This is a genomic window from Methanofollis liminatans DSM 4140 (assembly GCF_000275865.1).
In the GTDB taxonomy this organism is placed as follows: domain Archaea; phylum Halobacteriota; class Methanomicrobia; order Methanomicrobiales; family Methanofollaceae; genus Methanofollis; species Methanofollis liminatans.
This window is the reverse complement of record NZ_CM001555.1, coordinates 618,827-637,786: the sequence shown is the minus strand read 5'-3', so window position 1 is coordinate 637,786 and position 18,960 is coordinate 618,827. Positions and strand designations below refer to the sequence as shown.

Below are 18,960 nucleotides of genomic sequence, written 5' to 3'. Positions count from 1 at the left end.
TACAGATGAAAGCAGAGGATGTGATGTCATCACCGGTCAGAGTGGTAGCGCCTGAAGACACCGTCGCGCACGCGAGAAACCAGATGATCAAGCACAAGATCTCGCGCGTTCTGGTGATGGAGGGAGACCGCCTTGCCGGCATCATTACCAAGAAGGATCTTGCCTACCGCCTCAGAAACACCGATCCAATCTGGCGGAGACGACCAATCGACCGCATCCCTGTTTCCTTACTGATGACGCCGGCCCCCCTTGTCGTGGACCCCGAGACGAGCATCAGGGATCTCGCCGCCCTCATGCTTGACCGGATGATCAGCGGCATCCCCGTCGTCAACAGTGGCGAAGTGGTCGGCATCGTCACAAAATCCGACATTCTGAGGTCAGCATCGGTTCAGAAACTCGACGTTCCCGTCACCACCCTCATGGAGGAGGCGGTCACGGTCAGTCGGTATCATTCACTTGACCACGTCGTCGATCTCTTCTCCGAGAGCGGAGGAAAACTGATCGTCGTCAACAACGACGGAACGCTCGCCGGAATCATCACCGAAACGAACCTCGCATTTTACGAGTATGCAAACGAAGCTGGCGGGATACCCGAAAAAGATATTAAAATGCTGAGAAAAGAAACATCTGGCGGTAGGAAGTCATTCAGATATGTTCAGGAAGCCTCGGCAGTCGCCGAAGACGTAATGACCCATCCTGTCGTGACGGCCGACCCGGAGACCACCGCCGCAGCAGCGGTGAAGATGATGGTCGACCACCACATCAACAGCGTGGTCATCGCGCGAGGATCTGAGATCCTCGGGATCGTAAAGAGAGACAACATCTTACAGGAAGTGGCAAAATGAGCGAAGAGATGTACATCTATATCAGAGACGTGATGGCAAAACCCCTCACCATCTCAAAGTCTGCACCAATCACCGATGCCCTCGACAAAATGCTCTCCGAGAACATCGACCCCCTGATCGTCACCGACAACGGAGCGGTCGTCGGCACCATCTCCAGACAGGCGATAGCGGAGACGCTCGGCAAGAAGAGGAACGCCGACATGCCGCCGACACAGATCCATGTTTCAAACACGGTCTCAGAAGACTTTACGGCGGCCTACCCGGATCAGGGCGTCGAGATCCTTCCCGACCTCCTCCAGCACGCAAAGATCGTTGTTGTCTTCGATCAGGAGCACAATTTGATCGGCCAGGTCACCTACGGGGATCTTCTCAAGATCATGCAGCCGTCAGCGGCGGTAAAAGATGTTATGGAGCCGGCATACACCATCAACGCCGAGGAGAGAGTGGTTCACCTCCGCCGCAGGATGGTCGACGAGGGGATCGCCCGCTTCATCGTCGCTGCCGATAACGGTGCGATCGGGATCGTCACCGAGACCGATGTTGCCAGGTCCATGCGGGCCTTCCGCGAGGTGGTCGAAGGGAAGCACCAGGACCACCGGATCAGAAACCTCATCGTCCGCGACATCATGTCGACCCCGCTGATCTCGGTCGATGCAGAGAGACCGCTCGCCGAGATCATCGACCTGATGATCGCAAAGAAGATCAGCTCCCTCCCGGTCGCCGGCGGCAACGGACAGATCGCCGGCATCATCACCAGGTCGTCGCTGATCAAAGCGATGTGAAAAAACAGACTAATTTCACTTTTTTTTAACGTAATGCAAAGTGCTCCGATGGCTATTCTCATTCCAGTATTACCCTGCAGGGAATGTCCGGCAAAACCGAAAGAACAGACCAGACGCGGCCCCGCCATGGCCGAAAAAACATGCCCACCCCCACAATACATCAGACCAGTCAATTAATCACATCTCACCCCAGATAACTATCGGGAGGAGAGCCATGCATATGAACCCACGCCGATCGGTCATGCCGACAAACGACGTATCGTCCCTCCTTGGCGAAATGAGCGAGAGCGGATTTCAGGGAAGAAAACTCGGGGAATCCGTAAAAATATGGTCTGAGATGGTCCGGGACCCTGAGTGCACCATCCTGCTCGGCCTCTCAGGCGCCATGATCCCGGCCGGCATGCAGGAGTGCATCATCGAGATCGTACGCCGGCGCTACGTGGATGCGATCGTCTCCACCGGCGCAAACATCTTTCACGACATCGTCGAACACCTGGGCATCCGCCATTATGCCGGCCACCATGTCGTCGATGACGCTGCCCTGTATACAAAAGGGATAGACCGCATTTACGATGTTTTTGCGTACGAAGAAGAATTCAGGAGCGTGGACTGGCGGGTCGCAGATTTTGCCGGGACGATCGCACCCTTCCACGCCTCTTCGGCCGAATTTATACACAGGCTCGCAGGCTTTATCACAGAGAAAGCCCCGGAAGGACGATCCATCACCGCCACAGCCGCCGCCATGGGCGTGCCGATCTTCGTTCCCGCCCTCTGCGACTCATCCATCGGCATCGCCCTGACTGTGGCCCGTCGCAGGGGCGTCGATATCGGCATCGACCAGATCGCCGACGCCGACGAGTTGACGCAGATCGTTGAGAACTCGAAAAAGACCGGCGTCATCTATGTCGGCGGAGGAGTGCCGAAAAACTTCATCCAGCAGACCCAGGTGATCGCCTCGATGCACGACCTCGAACTCGGCGGGCACGCCTATGCCGTTCAGTACACCACCGACGCCCCACACTGGGGCGGACTCTCCGGGTGCACCTTTGAAGAGGCGATCTCATGGGGCAAAGAATCACCCCGGACAAGACAGGTACAGTGTTTCTGCGACGCCACCATCGCCCTGCCCATCGTCACGTCGGCGCTGATCGGGAGCGGACTGGAACGGGCGAGGCCCTTCAAGGGCTGACCACAACCCTTATTAGAGATTCCCACGTATATAGTAGAACATCATTCATGGAGCAGCGCTGTGCGTTGCGAGTGTCAATGGATGCGAACATTAACGGTTGAGGTAGCCAAGCCTGGTATGGCGCAGGTTTGCTAAACCTGTGTCCCCCTGGGACTCGAGGGTTCAAATCCCTCCCTCAGCGCTTTGACCACATCTGATGAGGAGATTGGATGGATCAGGAAGAAGAGATCAAGTATTTCGTCCGGGTTAGAGAAACCGATCTGGACGGCACCAAGCAGGTGCAGATCGCCCTCACCGGCATCACGGGAGTAGGACGGCACGCTGCGAAGATAATCGCAGAGCAGGCCAGCGTAAATTCCCACGCAATCCTCGGCAAAATGTCAGACGAGGAGATCGAGCGGATCCGCGCAGCGGTCGAAAACTATGCTGAAAGCGTCCCCACCTGGATGCTGAACCGGCCAATTGACATCTACTCGGGCAAGTCCAGGCACCTCCTTGCAAGTGAGGTCCCGATGACCCTCGACGAGGATATCAACATCATGCGTAAGGTCCGCTCCTACAGCGGCATTCGTCATGAGACCGGCCAGAAGGTTCGCGGTCAGCGCACCAAGTCCACCGGCAGAACGGGAACGACCGTCGGCGTGAAGAGGAAGAAGAACTGATTGCAGCGGTGAGACCATGGGATATCCAGGAAAAAACCATAAGCAATACTCAACCCCCAAGCGCCGGTTCGAAAAAACGCGCATGGAGGACGAGGTAAAGATCGTTATCGAGTACGGTCTCCGGAACAAGCGCGAGCTCTGGAAAGCCGAGAGTGTGCTCCGCAAGTACCGCAAGGCCACCCGTGAGATCCTCGCCCTTGAGTCCGCGGGCACCGACCCGAAGCGTGCCGAAGCAAAGAGGGAGCAGTTGATCAACCACCTCGCCCGCTACGGCCTCGTTTCAGAAAGCGGCGATGTCGATATCGACGACATCCTCGCCCTGAAGGTCCAGCAGGAACTCGAGCGCCGGCTTCAGACCCTTGTCTACCGCAAGGGCCTCGCCCGCTCGCCAAAGCAGGCCCGTCAGCTCATTACCCACGGGCACATCGCCCTGAACGGCCGCCGCGTCAACATCCCCGGCTATCTCGTTCCAAAGAGCGAAGAGGGCAGCATCGGCTACTACGGCCACTCGCCGCTCGCCACCGTATCGCACGCTGAGCGCACCAGGATCACCGGGAGATAATCATGGCAGCAGAGAAGGAGAAATGGGGCGTGGCACACATCTTTGCCTCGTTCAACAACACCATCATCACCGTCACCGACCTCTCCGGGGCTGAGACAATCACCAAGAGCAGCGGCGGTATGGTCGTCAAGCAGGACCGCAACGAGAGCTCACCCTATGCAGCCATGCAGATGGCGATCAACGTCGCCAACGCGGCCAGAGAAAAGGGGATCTCAGGGCTCCATGTCAAGGTCCGCGCTCCCGGACAGGGCAAACAGCGCAGCCCCGGCCCCGGCGCCCAGGCAGCAATCCGCGCCCTTTCCCGCGCAGGCATGCGCATCGGTAAGATCGAGGATGTCACCCCGGTCCCCCATGACTCAATTCGCCAGAAGGGCGGGAGACGTGGAAGGAGAGTCTGATGCAGATCGAATTCGCCAGAATTGACAGCGACTCCGCACGTTTCGTGCTTTCCGGAGCCACGCCAGCGTTCGCCAACACCCTGCGCCGCGCCATGATCGGCGAGGTGCCGACGCTTGCCATCGAAGACCTGAGGATCTATGACAACTCCAGCGTACTCTTCGATGAGATTCTGGCACACAGGCTCGGACTCATCCCAATAAAGACCGACCTGACCCGTTTCGTAAAACAGGACAGATGCTCGTGCGAAGGCGCGGGCTGCCCCCTCTGCTCGGTGACATTCACCATGAGCGTCGAGGGGCCGGGGATCGTCTATTCAGGCGACCTCATATCAGACGACCCCGAAACCAGACCGGTCCACGACGACATTCCTATCGTCAAACTCTTCGAGGGTCAGAAAGTCGTTCTCGAAGCGCGCGCCGTCCTGAACACAGGCACAGAACACGCAAAGTGGCAGGCCGTCACTGCCTGCGGTTACAAGACCTACCCGGTCATCACCATCACAGAGAACTGCGACGCCTGCGGCATGTGTATCGACGAGTGCCCGCGCGGCGTGCTCGAACTCAAAGGCCGCAAAGCCCGGGTAGTCGACGGGAAACTTGAGGAGTGCTCGCTCTGCAAGCTCTGTGAGAAGGCATGCCTGACCACCGGCATAGGCCTGGAGCCCGCAATATCGATCGGCTCCGACACCTCACGGTTCATATTTGTCGTGGAAAGCGACGGTTCGCTGCCTGTTCCGACGATCATAGAGAAAGGACTGGAATACATCAGGAATCAATCAACGGATCTGGCTGATACGTTGAGCGAGATAGCCGGAGTGAATTAGATGGCAAAGAGGACAAACCAGAAGACGAACCCCCGTCTCTCCAACCTCATCGCGATGCTGAAAGATACCGCTCGCGAGAACGATGCAAAGATATGGCGGGTCATCGCACAAAGTCTGGAAGCACCCAGCACCAATTATGCTGAGGTGAACATCGGAAAGATCAACCGCTACGCACAGGATGGAGAGACCGTCCTCGTGCCCGGCAAGGTGCTCGGAAGTGGCGTGCTCGACCAGAAAGTATCGGTCGCCGCACTGAACTTCTCGGAGTCTGCGATCATCAAGATCACCGGTCTTGAGGGCAACTGCATGACCATTGAAGAACTGGTGGCAGCAAACCCGAAGGGCTCGGGTGTGAGGATACTGAGGTGAGATCATGGTGACGATAATTGATGCTGAGGGATTGCTGCTCGGTCGGCTTGCAAGCAACGTCGCAAAGCGCTCACTTCAGGGCGAAGAGTTCGCAATCTTAAACGCCGAGAAGGCAATCGTCTCAGGGCGCCGGGCCATGGTGATCGAGCACTACCAGACGAAGCGGGCACGCGGCTCTGTTGAGGGCGGCCCCTTCTTCCCGAGAAGACCCGACCACATTCTGAAGCGGACCATTCGCGGCATGCTCCCGTACAAACGCCAGCGCGGCGCGGATGCGTTCAGAAATGTGAAGGTCTACGTCGGCGTGCCCTTTGAGTTCCAGGGCAAAGAGTTCGAGACCATCGAGAAGGCAGGGATCGATAGGCTGAACAACCCCAGGTTCGTAACCCTCGGTGAGATCAGCACAAAACTCGGATCCAGGTTCTAGAGGTGAAGAGAGATGGTAAAGGTCGTAAATACTAGTGGAAAAAGAAAGACCGCAATCGCACGGGCGACCCTGAAGGAAGGGAAAGGACGGATCCGCATCAACTCCGTCCCCCTTGAGGTCTACGGCACCGAACTCGCCCGCATGAAGGTCTCCGAGCCCCTGCTCCTTGTCCCGGGTTCAGTTGACGGCGTGGACATTGCAATCGAGGTGAATGGCGGCGGTTATATGGGACAGGCCGAGGCCGTCAGGACCGCACTCGCCCGCGGCATCCTGAAGTGGCACAACGATCCAAAGGTCAAGGATGTCTTCATCACCTATGACCGCACCCTCCTGGTGAACGATTCACGTCAGAAGGAAGCGAAAAAGCCGCACGGCCGCGGTGCACGCAAGAAGTTCCAGAAATCGTACCGTTAAGACCGAGAGATTAAAGAGAGGTAAATCGAGATATGATCCCGGTTCGATGCGTTACATGCGGCAAAGTGATCTCCCCTGCATGGGAGGCGTTCAAACGGCGTCGGGAAGCCGGCGAGGATCCAAAAGAGATCCTCGACGATCTCGGTTTAAAACGCTACTGTTGCAGGCGGATGCTACTCACACACAGGGAGACTGTAGACGACGTCAATCCGTACCAGTAAGGGGTCGTGGGGTAGCCTGGTATCCTAGGGCGTTCGGGATGCTCTGACCTGAGTTCGAATCTCAGCGACCCCATTATCTACTATTATGTGTTTTGATGATATATGACGGACCCATATACTCGCTATGAAAAGGCACGGATTGTCGGAGCACGCGCACTTCAGATCTCCATGGGTGCTCCGGTTCTCATTCCTACAGGCAATGTTGATCCTCTTAACATTGCACTTGAGGAATTCGGACTGGATCAGATCCCCATCACCGTAAAAAAGAGGGCGTGATCAGATGACTGAGATTGAGAGAATCGTACTGAGAACGATCCTGGACAGCAGGGGCAACCCGACCGTTGAGGCCGAGGTGTACACCTGTTGCGGTTTCGGCCGGGCTGCAGCGCCGAGCGGCGCCTCTACCGGCACCTGGGAGGCAAAGGTTCGACCGCCGCGGGAGGCGATCGCCGCTGCACGCGAGAACCTTGTCCCCGAGCTCGTCGGGCTTGACGCCGCCGATCAGGTGGGTTTCGACTATGCACTCCACGATGCGGACGGCACCGCCGATTTCTCCGCCATCGGAGCGAACGTGGCGGTGGCACTCTCCCTCGCCTGTGCAAAGGCGGCCGCGAACGCAACAGGAACAGAACTCTTCAGATATCTTGGCGGCGCATTCACGCAGCGGACCCCCCTGCCCCTTGGAAATGTCATCGGGGGCGGGGCTCATGCAACAAACGCCACAGACATCCAGGAGTTCCTGGTCATTCCGACCGGCGCCTCCTGTGCTGAGGAAGCGGTCTTTGCAAACGCGGCCGTACACAAAAAAGTAAAGGAACTCCTGATCGCGGAGGGCAAAGGCTGCGGAAAGGGCGACGAAGGGGCATGGGCCCCCAGAATCGCTGACGCCGAAGCATTCGACCTGCTCTCCCGAGCGGTCGACGCCGTCTCCGACGAGTTGAAGATCTCCATCAGCATGGGGATCGACGTGGCCGCCACAGAGATGTGGGACGGGAGTGCCTACACGTACACCGGCATCAAGAGATCGACCGAGGATCAGATCGCATATATTGCCGAACTGGTCGACCGTTACGGCCTCGTCTATGTCGAAGACCCCCTCCAGGAGGAGGACTTCGAAGGCTTCGCCGAGATCACCGCGCAGGTCGGAGACCGCTGCATGATCTGCGGCGACGACCTCTATGTGACAAACGTCGAGCGGATCACGCAGGGCATCGAGGCTGGAGCATCGAACTGCGTGCTCATCAAACCCAACCAGATCGGAACGCTGACCGACACCTTCGAGTCGGTGCACCTTGCCAAGTCCCAGGGGATGGACACGGTGATGAGCCACCGCTCAGGTGAGACGACCGACGAGACCATCGCCCACCTTGCCACCGCATTCGAGTGCAGACTCCTGAAGACCGGAGTCGTGGGCGGCGAAAGAATCGCAAAACTGAATGAACTCATACGCATTGAGGAGATGATCTAACAATGGCAGAAGAGAGTGAGATGGAAATTGTGTTGAACGAGCCGCTCGTTCCTGTGGAAGAATACCTCGCAGCAGGCGTCCACATTGGTACCCAGCAGAAGAGCCAGGACATGAAAAAGTTCATCTACCGCGTGCGCGGGGACGGACTGTATATCCTTGACATCAAGGCAACCGACGAGCGGATCAAGATGGTGGCAAAGTTCCTCTCCGGATACGACGCCCCGAAGATCCTGGTGGTGGCCTCCAGACAGTACGCCCAGTACCCGGCAAAGAAGTTTGCCGACGCCATCGGCGGCACCTCGGCGATCGGGAGATACATCCCGGGCCTCATGACCAACCCGAACTTCGAGCACTATATCGAACCCGAAGTCGTCATCGTCACCGACCCGATGGGAGACGCTCAGGCCGTCCGTGAAGCGGTTCAGAACGGTATCCCCGTCATCGGCCTCTGTGACACCAACAACATGACAAGTTATCTCGATCTTGTCATTCCGACAAACAACAAGGGTAGAAAGGCTCTTTCGCTCATCTACTACCTGCTGACCAGGGAGATGTTCCGTCTGCGCGGTGTTTCGACCTCGCTCACTCCCGAGGACTTCGAGACCGAGCTGTAATCGGACAACCAGGAGGCAGGAGAGGATGGAGACCAGGCCATGCACCTTCGCAGGCATGTTCTATCCCGGCGAACCGGGCCATCTCGAGCAGTTCCTCGAAACGGTCACCCCCGTCGAGAGACCTGCTCCAGATGCACTCGGTATTGTCTCCCCCCATGCAGGCTACCCGTACTCAGGTGCGGTCGGAGCCCGGGCGTTCTCCGCGATCAGGCCGGATTTTGACGGGACATTCGTGGTGATCGGCCCGAGCCACCGGGGATTTCTGACCTGCACCTCGGCAATACCCTGGGAGACGCCCCTCGGGATCGTCGATGTAGACGTCGATTTCGTGAGAGCGCTTGATATCAGGGTGGACGAGGTTTCCATGGAGGACGAACACTCCCTGGAGGTCCAGACCCCCTTTATCAAACATTTTTTCCCGCGCGCACAGATAGCGCCGATTATGATGGGCGACCAGAGCCCGGCAAGTGCCGAACTGGTTGCCGGTAAGATCGTCCGCGCCATAAGGGCAACCGGGCGCGAGGTCAGGATCGTTGCATCCAGCGATTTTTCGCATTATATTCCTGAAAGTCAGGCACGCAAACGTGACGCCATGGCAATCGAGGCGATCGAACGCCTCGATGTCGACGGGCTCTACCGGAGCATCGTGGAGTACGATATTTCAGCATGCGGATACGGCCCGATTGCTGCAATGATCGCCGTATGCAAAGCACTCGGGGCGACCGAGGGCCGCCTGCTCACCTATGCCACAAGTGGCGACGTGACCGGGGATCCCGAGGTAGTCGGCTACGCCGCCATCATGGTGGTGTAGCGTGGCTACCTGGAGCGCTCCCGGCAAAGTTTTTCTTTTCGGCGAACACGCCGTTGTATATGGTAAACCAGGCGTTGCCATGGCGATCAAACCCAGGGTCGCCGTGACGGTCAGAAAAAGCCGGAACCCCCCGCATGCGCGCTCGCCCTATATCGAAGAGTGTTTCCGTTCGACCGGCGTGCAGGGAAGCGTTTATATCAGGTCCCAGCTCCCGAGTTCTTCTGGCCTCGGTTCATCGGCGGCGGTGACGGCGGCCACCCTTGCAGCGATATCAGAGGAGTTCAATCTCGGGTTCACCAGAGAAGAGATCGCCGAGCGCGCCTACGCGATCGAGAAGAAGGTCCAGAAGGGACGGGCAAGCCCCACCGACACCTATGTAACGACCTTCGGGGGGATCGTGCTGATCACCGGCGATTCGAAACGGCGCCTTCCCCCCCAGAACTTTCATCTGATCATCGGCAACAGCCTGGTCTCCCACTCCACCTCAAAGATGGTTGAGCATGTGGCGCAGGAGCGGCAGCGCAATCCTGAGATCATCAACCCGATCCTCGACGCCATCGGCGCGGTGACCATGAAGGCAATAAAAAGCATGAACAAACCCCAGCAGCTCGGCCAGTGCATGGACGTTAACCACGCCCTGCTCGACGCCATCGGCGTTGGACACCCGGCCCTTTCAAAGCTCGTGCTCACCGCCAGGGCTACAGGGGCGTTCGGAGCAAAGATAACCGGCGCCGGCGGCGGCGGGTGCATGGTTGCACTCTGCCCCAAACACGCAAAGAGCAGGGTGGCAGGCGCAATGGACGCCACCGGGGCACGCTCGATCATCACCACCATCGACACCGAAGGAATACGCAGAGAGAAAAATGAATAGAGAGATTACACTGCTGAAGCTCGGGGGAAGCGTCGTCACCGACAAGGGAGGCAGCGGAGCGATCGACCATGCGCGCCTCGCAGAGATTGCCGGCGTGATCGCACAGCGCCCCGAGCAGCGCCTCATCATCGTCCATGGGGCTGGCTCCTGCGGCCACCCCGAGGCAAAACACTACCGTATCCAGGATGGGGTCGGCCCGGAGAACCGAGCAGGCGTCGCCGTCACCCATGAGGCGGTCGCCGCCCTGAACCGGGCCGTTGTTGCGGCGCTGAGAGCGAACGGCGTCGATGCCGTGGGTATCCACCCCCTCGCGGGGTGTCATGCAGACAACGGACAGCTCATATCCTGTGAGTGCATATCTATTACTCAACTGGTACGGCTCGGCATCACCCCGGTCCTTCACGGGGACGTGGTGACGGACATGAGCCGCGGTGCCTGCATCATTTCAGGCGATCAGATCATCCGGTACCTTGCCGTTGCCCTGAGGGCAGGGCGGGTCGGGCTTGCAACCGATGTCGCGGGCGTCCTCGACGGCGGCGCGGTGGTACCGGCGATCACAAGGGATACAGTCAGACATCTGTCTATCGGGTGTTCAGAGAACACCGACGTCACCGGCGGGATGAAGGGAAAGATCAACGAACTCCTTGCACTTGCGGACGAGGGGATCGAGTCGCATATATTTCACATCTCCCGCACCGCTGATTTCCTTGATGGGAAAGACCACAGCGGAACGATCGTCAGAAGATAACAGCATGACGACCAGGCACACCAGCAAACAACAACGGAGGAATCTCTATCAGAAAGAATACGCAGACGTCCTCGCGGAAGCTGGACCACCTCCGGATCTGCTGCGAGCACGAGGTTGAGGCGGGCAGCGCAGGCTTCGAGGACGTCAGGCTGGTGCATGAGGCCCTGCCGGAGCAGGATCTCGAAGACATCAGACTGGAGACAGAATTCCTCGGCGCCTCTCTCGGCGCGCCTATTTTTATCGCCGCAATGACCGGCGGTCACCCCGCAACGACCGAAGTAAACCGGAGACTCGCACGGGTCGCCGGAATGTTCGGTCTCGGCCTGGGTGTAGGATCCCAGCGCGCAGCGCTCGAACACCCTGACGTGGCCGAGAGTTTCTCGGTCGTCCGGGACGAAGCGCCCAACGCCTTTCTCTGCGCCAATCTCGGCGCGGTGCAGGTGCGCGATCATGGTGCCGGATGGGCTGAGCTGGCGGTCGAGATGATCGATGCCGATGCCCTCTGTATCCACCTCAATTTCCTGCAGGAGGCGATCCAGCCTGAAGGCGATCACGATGCACGCGGCTGCCTTGCGGCCATCGCCGAGCTCTGCGAAGACTTTAAAACGCCGGTGATCGTCAAAGAAACCGGGGCAGGCATATCCAGGGAGACTGCGCGTCTCATCTGGGGTGCGGGCGCCGCAGCGATCGATCTCGGCGGCGCAGGCGGCACCTCATGGGCGGCAGTCGAGGTGGAGCGGACCGAAGACGAAGGCCTGCGGTCACTCGGTGAGCGCTTCCTCGACTGGGGCATCCCGACAGTGGTCAGCCTCGGCGAGGTGGGCGGCACCGGCCCGGTGATCGCCACCGGCGGCGTGCGGAGCGGGATCGATGTCGCGAAGGCGATTGCACTCGGTGCCAGCCTTGGCGGGATGGCGCTTCCTTTCCTGCGCCCTGCGATGCAGAGCGATGAGGCTCTCGAAGCCGCGGTCGGCACAATCCTGCGAGAGGTGCGCGCGGCGATGTTCCTGACAGGATCCGGCAGCATTACGGATCTTGCAAAGGCACGGACCTATATTACGGGAAAAACACGCCAGATGCTTGAAATTTAGATAAATAGGAGATAAAAAATGGATATTGAAATTGTTGCAGTGGGCGGCTACAACGAAGTCGGTCGAAACATGACCGCCGTCCGCTGCGGAAAGGAGATCGTCATCTTCGATATGGGCATCAGGCTCGACCAGATCATGATCCACGAGGATGCCGAACTCGAGAACATGCACTCCCTCGACCTGATCGAGATGAAGGCGATCCCCGACGACACGATGATGAACACCGTCGAGGGGAGCGTGAAGGCGATCGTCTGCACGCACGGCCACCTCGACCATATCGGGGCGATCCCGAAGCTCGCGCACCGGTACAACGCTCCGATCATCGGGACGCCCTACACGGTCGAGCTGATCAAACAGCAGATCCAGGGCGAGCAGAAGTTCGGGGTGAACAACAAGGTGCAGGTCCTGCGGCCCGGCCAGCGCTTCCGCATCTCCCAGAACATCACCCTGGAATTTGTCAAGATGCAGCACTCGATCATCGATACGGTGATGGCTGTCCTCCACACAAAGGACGGGGCGATCGTCTATGCAAACGATTTCAAACTCGACCGGACGCCGGTGCTCGGCGACCCGCCCGACCTCGCCCGCCTCCGCCAGATCGGCAAGGAGGGCGTGATCGCCCTCGTCGTCGAGTCGACGAACATCGATAAGAAAGGGAGATGCCCGAGCGAGCGGATCGCCCGCGATCTGGTGCGCGATACGATGACCAGTTATGAGGACGACAAAGGCGCCATGATCGTTTCGACCTTCTCGTCCCATATCTCGCGGATCAAGACGATCGCCGAGTGCGCCCATGAGATGGGGAGAAAGCCCGTACTCCTCGGCCGCTCGATGGAGCGCTACTCCACGACCGCCGAGCAGTTAAAACTCGTCTCTTTCCCGCCGACGCTCTCGGTCTTCGGGAACAGGCGGACGGTGGACCGGACGCTTCGTCACATCTTAAAGACCGGCAAGGACAAGTTCGTCCCGATCGTCACCGGCCACCAGGGCGAGCCCGGGGCGATCCTGACCAGGATTGCACAGGGAGACACGCCATACAAGGTCGAGAAGGGCGACAAGATCCTCTTCTCGGCAAAGGTGATCCCAAACCCGATGAACTATGGCCAGCGCCACCTCGTCGAGACGCTCCTGCGGATGAAGGGCGCACGCATCCACGACGAGCTCCACGTGAGCGGCCATGCCTACCGGGAGGACCACTACGAATTGATCCATCTCTTAAACCCCCAGCACATCATCCCGTCCCATGGGGACATCGATATGACCGGCGGCTACCTGAAGTTCGCCGAGGGGTGCGGATATACCCTGAACAACGATATCCACCTGCTGAGGAACGGGCAGCGGCTTCTGCTCAAATAATGGAGGATTGACATGAACGATCTGGAGACCTATCTTGAGGCGACCGCCGGCACGGTCGATATGGCCCTTGACCGGTATTTTGGAGACGTGTTTGGCGAACTTTATAAGGCCGGAGCTCACCTGCTCCTTGCAGGCGGGAAACGCCTGCGTCCTGCGGTGCTGCTCCTCGCGGCCGAGACGGTGAGACCGGGGAGCTCGGACGACCTGATGAGCGCCGCCCTCGCCCTTGAGATGACGCACACCTTCACCCTTGTCCACGACGATATCATGGACGGGGATGCCACCCGCCGCGGCGTGCCGACGGTCCATACAAAATGGGACATGCCGACGGCGATCCTGGCAGGCGACGTCCTCTACGCAAAGGCCTTTGAGTACCTCACCCATGCTCTTGCCGAGGACCGGGCAAGGGTGAAGGCGGTCGCCATGCTTGCACGGACCTGCGCGGAGATCTGCGAGGGGCAGCACCTGGACATGACCTTCGAGAAGGCCGGAGATGCTGTGGAGGCCGCAGATTACATCGAGATGGCGGCAAAGAAGACCGGGGCACTCTACGCTGCCTCGGCAGGTATCGGTGCGATTCTTGCCGGCGGAAACGCCATGCAGGTGAGCGCCCTCTACCAGTACGGCATGAATGCCGGGATCGCCTTCCAGATCCAGGACGACCTCATCGATCTGCTGGCGCCTCCGGAGAAGAGCGGGAAGGACCGGGGCTCGGATCTCCGCGAGGGGAAGCAGACGCTCGTCGCCATCATCGCCCGCGAGCAGGGGCTCGACCTTGCGAAGTACCGCCGCCCGCTCTCGCCCGCCGAAGTCGACGCCGCCATCGCCGAGCTGGAGGAGGCCGGCGTGATCGCAGAGGTGCGCAAGATTGCCGCGGAGAAGGTGGCGAACGCCCGACAGTCTCTGAAAGTGCTGCCCGACTCGAAACAGCGCAGGTACCTTGACGAACTCGTAGAGTTTTTCGTGACACGGAGTTTTTAGGATGGATGCAGGGGTCAGAAGGGTCCTGTATGTCTACGCGCTCCAGAATGCCGTGAAGTACGGCAATGTGCCGAATCCAAAGGCGGTCATGGGCAAGGTGCTCGGCGCCCACCCTGAGCTCCGCCCGCATGCAAAAGAGATCCCGGGCGTGCTCACAGAGGTGCTCGACGAGGTGGCAGGGATGCCGCCCGAGGCATGGAAGGCGCGGCTGGAGGAACTCGCTCCTGAACTCGCCGGCGAAACGAACAGCGGGAAGAAGGACCGGTCAAAGGAGCTCCCCCCCCTTGAGGAGGCCGAGGGCGGCGTGGTGATGCGCTTTGCCCCCAACCCGTCAGGGCCTCTTCACCTCGGCCATGCGAGGGCCGCCTTCCTGAACGACGCCTATGTGAAACGCTATGGCGGCCGCTACGTGCTGCGGATCGAGGACACCGACCCCAGGCGGGTCGACCCTGATGCCTACCAGATGGTGCAGGAGGACATCGAGTGGATGGGGCTCGGCATCACCGATATTGTCTATCAGAGCGACCGGATGGAGGTCTACTACGATCTGGGCAGGAAACTCATCGAGATCGGCGGCGCGTATGTCTGCACCTGCGACGCCGAATATTTCCGCGACCTGAAGATCAAACAGAAGGCCTGTCCATGCCGCTCTCATTCGATCGAGGAGAACCTCGCCCTCTGGGACCGGATGCTCGGCGGCGATTTCGCCGAGGGGCAGGTGACAGTGCGGGTGAAGACCGATCTGGCCCATCCTGACCCGGCGATGCGGGACTTCTCCATCTTCAGGATCGTGGACACGCCCCACCACCCGCGGATCGAGGCGAGGGTCTATCCGTTGATGAACTTCTCGGTCGTTATAGACGATCACCTCCTCGGGATCACCCATGTGATCCGGGGGAAGGACCATATCGCCAACACCCGGCGCCAGCGGTATATCTACGATTATTTCGGCTGGAGGCCACCGGTGTACCGCCATTACGGGCGCATGGGTATCGAGGGGGTCGTGCTCTCCACATCGTCGATGCGCGAGGGGATCAACGCCGGAACCTATACCGGGTGGGACGACATTCACCTCGGCACCCTGCGGGCGATCGCACGCCGCGGCATCAAGCCCGAGGCGGTGCGGGAGGCGGTCGTGGAGATCGGAATCGGGGAGACCGATATCTCCTTCTCCTGGGAGAACCTCTACGCCAAGAACAAGGCGGTCATCGATCATGTCTCTGACCGCTTCTTCTTCGTCCCTGATCCGGTCTCGGTCAGGATCGAGGGGGCCCCGGAGCAGGTCGCACAGATCCCGCTCTATCCCGGGGATGCCGCACGGGGTGTCAGAGAGATCGCCTTTGCGGGCGCAGCGGTGCTGCCGCAGGCCGAGACCGAGGGCGCGGCCCTCGTCCGGATGAAAGATCTCTTCAACATCAGGATGACCGGCGTCGGTCAGGCCGAATACGCCGGCGACGATCTCGCGGCGGCGAGAGCGGCAAAGGCCCCGATCATACAGTGGCTCCCCGAAGGCTACGGCATCCCCTGCCGGGTGCTGACGCCCGAGGGCGAGGTGAGCGGGGTGTGCGAGCCCCAGGTCGCCGGGTATGAGGGCAGGACCGTCCAGTTCGAGCGGTTCGGATTTGTCAGGGTCGATCGCGCCGACGAGGCAGGCGTGCTCTGCTACTTCACCCACCGGTGAAGGAAATACTCCGTTCTTTTTTCTGCGATCTCATCCACAGCGATCTTCATTGGGCTCGCTGGCAGGAATGACCAGATCATTAATACCCATGAAGCGCCATCACCCCCCATGCGCACGATGGCACTCATGATCCTCATCCTCGCCTGCCTGCCCGTATCGGTGGCGGCGGCTGGATGGGTGGAGATCTCGACGGTTGCCGGCGGGGAGAACGGTACAGTGATCGTCGGTGGAACGACGAACCTGGCAGCGGAGAATATTTTGCTGGTGGAGGTCGTCTCCGCCTCCTTCACCCCGACAGATAAGAGCGAGCCAGAAAAGTTTTCCGGGGCATCGGGCACCGTGATCGTGGAGGAGGGGAGCCCGTATAACGTATGGACATTCACCGTCAAAACCCCCCTCCCGCCTGATACCTATCTGGTGACGGTCACCCACATGGAGAGCGGGACAGAGACGAGCGGAGGGTTCACCATCACCGAAGAGACGGTGAGCGAGATCACGACACCCGTGACGACTGCGGAAACAACAGCCACGGCGACGACGCCTGAGACCGCACCGGCGCAGATGCCCTGCAGCCTGGTTGTCGCCGTCTTCGGCATCGGCGTCGGGGCGTTTCTGGTGCGCCGCATGTGAACTGCCCTGCACTTCTTTCGAAGGACTTCCCCCCCACCGCTTTCAACCCCCGCAAGATAAATAGAAGGATCCAGATACTCCCTTCCATGACACAGCAAACTATCGTCAGGGCCCTCCTGATCGCTGCCGCGCTCGGCATTCTGTGCTGCACGGCAATGGCGGTCACGGTCTCCCCTGACTGGACCTATACGAGCCAGGCAACCGTGCGGTCGGTCTCTATCTCCGGAGACGGGGGGCTGGTCGTCGCGGGCGGCGACGATGCAAAGACGACCCTGATAGGCGCCGGAGGTGCGGTCCAGTGGCAGAAAGGAGCAGCGGCAGCATTAGGCGCCGTCTCCATCGCACCTGACGGGAGCGCCGTGGGTGCGGGAGGGAGCGACAACAGGGTCTATCTCTATGACGTCAATGGAGATCTGCGCTGGAGCACGGTCCTGCCCACCCGGATATACGGCGTGGGGGTTGCGGACGGTGGGGCCTATGTCGCCGTCGGAGGTTCGGACGACCGGGTCCATCTCTTCGATGGCACCGGGGCATCTGCGTGGTCCTATATGACCGGGGACGACGTCCTCGCCGCCGCCATCACACCCGACGCCGGTCTGATCGCCGCCGGGTCCAACGACGACCGGGTCTATCTCTTCGATCAGACAGGAAAACTCCTCTGGTCTCGTGTCTTATTCGCCAACGTCCTCGCCGTCGCCCTCTCTCCTGACGGAAAGTATGTCGCCGCAGGATCGGCCGACACAAAGGTCTACCTCTATGACCGGGACGGCACCCTCCTCTGGAGCACCCCGACGCGGGGATCGGTGAGTGCGGTTTCGGTGAGCGAGGGTGGCGAATGGATTGCTGCCGGTTCGCTCGACCAGAACGCCTATCTCTTCGACCGGAACGGACTGGTTATATGGAACCAGGCGATCGGGACTTCAGTCAGAGGTGCGGCGATCTCTGCAGACGGGAAGCATCTCGCCTTCGGCGGGGACGACAATCTGGTGCGGACCTTCACCGTCGAGTCGCCAGTCCAGACCACGACGGTGTCCACGACGGTGCCGACGACAACAGGGATCGAGACCGGGGCCCTTTCCATCGCCTCCTCACCTTCAGGGGCGGAGATCTACCTGGACAACAGGTATATGGGGATCACCCCGCTCACCCTCCAGGATCTTGTGCCAGGGAACTATGCCGTTTTCCTGCAACGCCAGGGTTTTGAGCCATGGACGGGCAACGTTTCGGTCTCTGCCGGGGCGACGGTGACGGTGAACGCCACGCTGAACCCGACAGCACCGACAGAGACGACACCGACAGAGGCCGCGGCCACGCCCTTTGCAGCCCTCGGGGCGGCGGCCATTGCTGCAGCGGTCCTGCTGCTGCGGCGGCGATAACTACCTTTTTTTCCCGTAAGCCCGCTCTCAGGTGAAAAAAAGAGGGGCAACCCGGCCCTTGATCGAACACAGCAACCATTCGGACAATAGGGGTTCACCCCACGGTGCCGATTGGAACGGGAAGGCGGAGGCGGGATCGAGATAGGGCTGCACACATCTCTCCGCAATCAATAGAGAAGGAGCCAATTCACCTGAGCGGGGTCAGAAGAAGATCGACGCGTCAAAAAATAGGATTATCCGGCTTTGTTAAAAAGCTCCTCTCCAACAACGATCGAGATCGCTTGAAGGTGCCCTGGTGAGGGTATGATAGATCTTCCCTTTATCGTGGAACCAGGCTCCGGGATGGTCTGGGCGAGGCCATTCGCCCAGCAGTTTCCGAAAGCAGATGGGGGCCTGTGTGCCTCTGCCGAGGGCCTGCTGCCCCTCGAAACTGCGATTGGGGTAGGAACCCACAAAACACTCCGGCACGTCCATCAAGAATTTTCATCGAGAACCACACCGCCCTGCCCGTTCCCTGCATATCCAGGGCAATCGCATGCAGGGGTCCGGGGTGCAACCCCCAGGCAGTGTCCGCTCCACTCACAGAACGAGTTCCAAATCTTCGCGCTGAGAGCGTGAGGGTTCCTGAAAATCGAGATGA

The 18,960-nt window shown here is 59.7% G+C and carries 23 protein-coding genes and 2 tRNA genes; all 25 read left to right on the top strand.

Annotated features, from left to right (window positions below; all coding sequences use genetic code 11):
- Nucleotides 1-5: 5 nt before the first annotated feature.
- Complete coding sequence (locus METLI_RS03125; protein ID WP_004037931.1) at nucleotides 6-845, top strand: CBS domain-containing protein; 840 nt, start codon at nucleotides 6-8, stop codon at nucleotides 843-845.
- A complete protein-coding gene (locus METLI_RS03120) occupies nucleotides 842-1,627 on the top strand; it encodes a CBS domain-containing protein (RefSeq protein WP_004037929.1) in 786 nt (261 codons plus the stop codon). The genes METLI_RS03125 and METLI_RS03120 overlap by 4 nt, the downstream gene beginning before the upstream one ends.
- A gap of 214 nt (nucleotides 1,628-1,841) precedes the next feature.
- Complete coding sequence (locus tag METLI_RS03115) at nucleotides 1,842-2,816, top strand: deoxyhypusine synthase (RefSeq protein ID WP_004037925.1); 975 nt, start codon at nucleotides 1,842-1,844, stop codon at nucleotides 2,814-2,816.
- Nucleotides 2,817-2,912: 96 nt separating this feature from the next.
- Nucleotides 2,913-2,997: transfer RNA gene (locus tag METLI_RS03110), tRNA-Ser, on the top strand.
- A 28-nt stretch (nucleotides 2,998-3,025) separates the two neighbouring features.
- On the top strand, nucleotides 3,026-3,478 hold the full coding sequence (locus METLI_RS03105; protein ID WP_004037923.1) for a 30S ribosomal protein S13: 453 nt from the start codon (nucleotides 3,026-3,028) through the stop codon (nucleotides 3,476-3,478).
- A 16-nt stretch (nucleotides 3,479-3,494) separates the two neighbouring features.
- Complete coding sequence (locus METLI_RS03100; RefSeq protein WP_004037917.1) at nucleotides 3,495-4,040, top strand: 30S ribosomal protein S4; 546 nt, start codon at nucleotides 3,495-3,497, stop codon at nucleotides 4,038-4,040.
- Between the two features lie 2 nt (nucleotides 4,041-4,042).
- Nucleotides 4,043-4,438, top strand: a complete 396-nt coding sequence (locus METLI_RS03095) for a 30S ribosomal protein S11 (RefSeq protein ID WP_004037916.1) — start codon at nucleotides 4,043-4,045, stop codon at nucleotides 4,436-4,438.
- Entirely contained in the window at nucleotides 4,438-5,262 is an 825-nt protein-coding gene (locus tag METLI_RS03090) for a DNA-directed RNA polymerase subunit D (RefSeq protein ID WP_004037915.1), read from the top strand. Before METLI_RS03095 ends, METLI_RS03090 begins: the two co-directional genes overlap by 1 nt.
- Nucleotides 5,263-5,631, top strand: coding sequence for a 50S ribosomal protein L18e (locus tag METLI_RS03085; RefSeq protein WP_004037914.1), 369 nt, complete (start codon nucleotides 5,263-5,265; stop codon nucleotides 5,629-5,631).
- Between the two features lie 4 nt (nucleotides 5,632-5,635).
- Nucleotides 5,636-6,058: a 50S ribosomal protein L13 gene (locus tag METLI_RS03080; protein WP_004037913.1), complete on the top strand. Its 423-nt coding sequence runs from the start codon at nucleotides 5,636-5,638 to the stop codon at nucleotides 6,056-6,058.
- Nucleotides 6,059-6,070: 12 nt separating this feature from the next.
- Nucleotides 6,071-6,472: a 30S ribosomal protein S9 gene (locus METLI_RS03075; RefSeq protein ID WP_004037912.1), complete on the top strand. Its 402-nt coding sequence runs from the start codon at nucleotides 6,071-6,073 to the stop codon at nucleotides 6,470-6,472.
- 32 nt (nucleotides 6,473-6,504) lie between these two features.
- Nucleotides 6,505-6,693 carry a DNA-directed RNA polymerase subunit N gene (locus METLI_RS12660; RefSeq protein WP_004037901.1) on the top strand — a complete coding sequence of 63 codons (189 nt, stop codon included), beginning with the start codon at nucleotides 6,505-6,507 and terminating at the stop codon, nucleotides 6,691-6,693.
- Nucleotides 6,694-6,766, top strand: a tRNA-Pro gene (locus METLI_RS03070). It abuts the gene before it with no gap.
- A 29-nt stretch (nucleotides 6,767-6,795) separates the two neighbouring features.
- The gene (locus METLI_RS03065; RefSeq protein ID WP_004037899.1) at nucleotides 6,796-6,969 is read left to right on the top strand and encodes a DNA-directed RNA polymerase subunit K; all 174 of its coding nucleotides are present in this window, start codon (nucleotides 6,796-6,798) and stop codon (nucleotides 6,967-6,969) included.
- A 4-nt stretch (nucleotides 6,970-6,973) separates the two neighbouring features.
- Nucleotides 6,974-8,161, top strand: a complete 1,188-nt coding sequence (gene eno / locus METLI_RS03060; protein ID WP_004037898.1) for a phosphopyruvate hydratase — start codon at nucleotides 6,974-6,976, stop codon at nucleotides 8,159-8,161.
- Nucleotides 8,162-8,163: 2 nt separating this feature from the next.
- The gene (gene rpsB / locus METLI_RS03055; protein WP_004037896.1) at nucleotides 8,164-8,775 is read left to right on the top strand and encodes a 30S ribosomal protein S2; all 612 of its coding nucleotides are present in this window, start codon (nucleotides 8,164-8,166) and stop codon (nucleotides 8,773-8,775) included.
- A gap of 25 nt (nucleotides 8,776-8,800) precedes the next feature.
- Nucleotides 8,801-9,586, top strand: a complete 786-nt coding sequence (gene amrB, locus METLI_RS03050) for an AmmeMemoRadiSam system protein B (protein WP_004037894.1) — start codon at nucleotides 8,801-8,803, stop codon at nucleotides 9,584-9,586.
- Between the two features lies 1 nt (nucleotide 9,587).
- Nucleotides 9,588-10,457 (top strand): mevalonate kinase, encoded by an 870-nt coding sequence (gene mvk / locus METLI_RS03045; RefSeq protein WP_004037892.1) that lies wholly within the window; start codon nucleotides 9,588-9,590, stop codon nucleotides 10,455-10,457.
- Nucleotides 10,450-11,205 (top strand): isopentenyl phosphate kinase, encoded by a 756-nt coding sequence (locus tag METLI_RS03040; protein ID WP_004037890.1) that lies wholly within the window; start codon nucleotides 10,450-10,452, stop codon nucleotides 11,203-11,205. Before mvk ends, METLI_RS03040 begins: the two co-directional genes overlap by 8 nt.
- A gap of 47 nt (nucleotides 11,206-11,252) precedes the next feature.
- Nucleotides 11,253-12,296: a type 2 isopentenyl-diphosphate Delta-isomerase gene (gene fni, locus METLI_RS03035; protein WP_004037889.1), complete on the top strand. Its 1,044-nt coding sequence runs from the start codon at nucleotides 11,253-11,255 to the stop codon at nucleotides 12,294-12,296.
- An 18-nt stretch (nucleotides 12,297-12,314) separates the two neighbouring features.
- Nucleotides 12,315-13,652 carry an RNase J family beta-CASP ribonuclease gene (locus tag METLI_RS03030; RefSeq protein WP_004037888.1) on the top strand — a complete coding sequence of 446 codons (1,338 nt, stop codon included), beginning with the start codon at nucleotides 12,315-12,317 and terminating at the stop codon, nucleotides 13,650-13,652.
- A gap of 12 nt (nucleotides 13,653-13,664) precedes the next feature.
- Nucleotides 13,665-14,633, top strand: coding sequence for a polyprenyl synthetase family protein (locus METLI_RS03025; protein WP_004037885.1), 969 nt, complete (start codon nucleotides 13,665-13,667; stop codon nucleotides 14,631-14,633).
- 1 nt (nucleotide 14,634) lies between these two features.
- Nucleotides 14,635-16,314: a glutamate--tRNA ligase gene (locus METLI_RS03020; protein WP_004037884.1), complete on the top strand. Its 1,680-nt coding sequence runs from the start codon at nucleotides 14,635-14,637 to the stop codon at nucleotides 16,312-16,314.
- Nucleotides 16,315-16,431: 117 nt separating this feature from the next.
- Nucleotides 16,432-16,944 (top strand): hypothetical protein, encoded by a 513-nt coding sequence (locus METLI_RS03015; RefSeq protein WP_157203195.1) that lies wholly within the window; start codon nucleotides 16,432-16,434, stop codon nucleotides 16,942-16,944.
- A gap of 86 nt (nucleotides 16,945-17,030) precedes the next feature.
- A complete protein-coding gene (locus tag METLI_RS03010; RefSeq protein WP_004037882.1) occupies nucleotides 17,031-18,320 on the top strand; it encodes a PEGA domain-containing protein in 1,290 nt (429 codons plus the stop codon).
- The last annotated feature ends 640 nt before the right edge of the window (nucleotides 18,321-18,960 follow it).

What these genes read in the sequence shown, in the direction of transcription:
- METLI_RS03125 (WP_004037931.1), top strand. Translation starts at nt 6, where the DNA reads ATGAAAGCAGAGGATGTGATGTCATCACCGGTCAGAGTGGTAGCGCCT.
- METLI_RS03120 (WP_004037929.1), top strand. Translation starts at nt 842, where the DNA reads ATGAGCGAAGAGATGTACATCTATATCAGAGACGTGATGGCAAAACCC.
- METLI_RS03115 (WP_004037925.1), top strand. Translation starts at nt 1,842, where the DNA reads ATGCATATGAACCCACGCCGATCGGTCATGCCGACAAACGACGTATCG.
- METLI_RS03105 (WP_004037923.1), top strand. Translation starts at nt 3,026, where the DNA reads ATGGATCAGGAAGAAGAGATCAAGTATTTCGTCCGGGTTAGAGAAACC.
- METLI_RS03100 (WP_004037917.1), top strand. Translation starts at nt 3,495, where the DNA reads ATGGGATATCCAGGAAAAAACCATAAGCAATACTCAACCCCCAAGCGC.
- METLI_RS03095 (WP_004037916.1), top strand. Translation starts at nt 4,043, where the DNA reads ATGGCAGCAGAGAAGGAGAAATGGGGCGTGGCACACATCTTTGCCTCG.
- METLI_RS03090 (WP_004037915.1), top strand. Translation starts at nt 4,438, where the DNA reads ATGCAGATCGAATTCGCCAGAATTGACAGCGACTCCGCACGTTTCGTG.
- METLI_RS03085 (WP_004037914.1), top strand. Translation starts at nt 5,263, where the DNA reads ATGGCAAAGAGGACAAACCAGAAGACGAACCCCCGTCTCTCCAACCTC.
- METLI_RS03080 (WP_004037913.1), top strand. Translation starts at nt 5,636, where the DNA reads ATGGTGACGATAATTGATGCTGAGGGATTGCTGCTCGGTCGGCTTGCA.
- METLI_RS03075 (WP_004037912.1), top strand. Translation starts at nt 6,071, where the DNA reads ATGGTAAAGGTCGTAAATACTAGTGGAAAAAGAAAGACCGCAATCGCA.
- METLI_RS12660 (WP_004037901.1), top strand. Translation starts at nt 6,505, where the DNA reads ATGATCCCGGTTCGATGCGTTACATGCGGCAAAGTGATCTCCCCTGCA.
- METLI_RS03065 (WP_004037899.1), top strand. Translation starts at nt 6,796, where the DNA reads ATGACGGACCCATATACTCGCTATGAAAAGGCACGGATTGTCGGAGCA.
- eno (WP_004037898.1), top strand. Translation starts at nt 6,974, where the DNA reads ATGACTGAGATTGAGAGAATCGTACTGAGAACGATCCTGGACAGCAGG.
- rpsB (WP_004037896.1), top strand. Translation starts at nt 8,164, where the DNA reads ATGGCAGAAGAGAGTGAGATGGAAATTGTGTTGAACGAGCCGCTCGTT.
- amrB (WP_004037894.1), top strand. Translation starts at nt 8,801, where the DNA reads ATGGAGACCAGGCCATGCACCTTCGCAGGCATGTTCTATCCCGGCGAA.
- METLI_RS03040 (WP_004037890.1), top strand. Translation starts at nt 10,450, where the DNA reads ATGAATAGAGAGATTACACTGCTGAAGCTCGGGGGAAGCGTCGTCACC.
- METLI_RS03030 (WP_004037888.1), top strand. Translation starts at nt 12,315, where the DNA reads ATGGATATTGAAATTGTTGCAGTGGGCGGCTACAACGAAGTCGGTCGA.
- METLI_RS03025 (WP_004037885.1), top strand. Translation starts at nt 13,665, where the DNA reads ATGAACGATCTGGAGACCTATCTTGAGGCGACCGCCGGCACGGTCGAT.
- METLI_RS03020 (WP_004037884.1), top strand. Translation starts at nt 14,635, where the DNA reads ATGGATGCAGGGGTCAGAAGGGTCCTGTATGTCTACGCGCTCCAGAAT.
- METLI_RS03015 (WP_157203195.1), top strand. Translation starts at nt 16,432, where the DNA reads ATGGCACTCATGATCCTCATCCTCGCCTGCCTGCCCGTATCGGTGGCG.
- METLI_RS03010 (WP_004037882.1), top strand. Translation starts at nt 17,031, where the DNA reads ATGACACAGCAAACTATCGTCAGGGCCCTCCTGATCGCTGCCGCGCTC.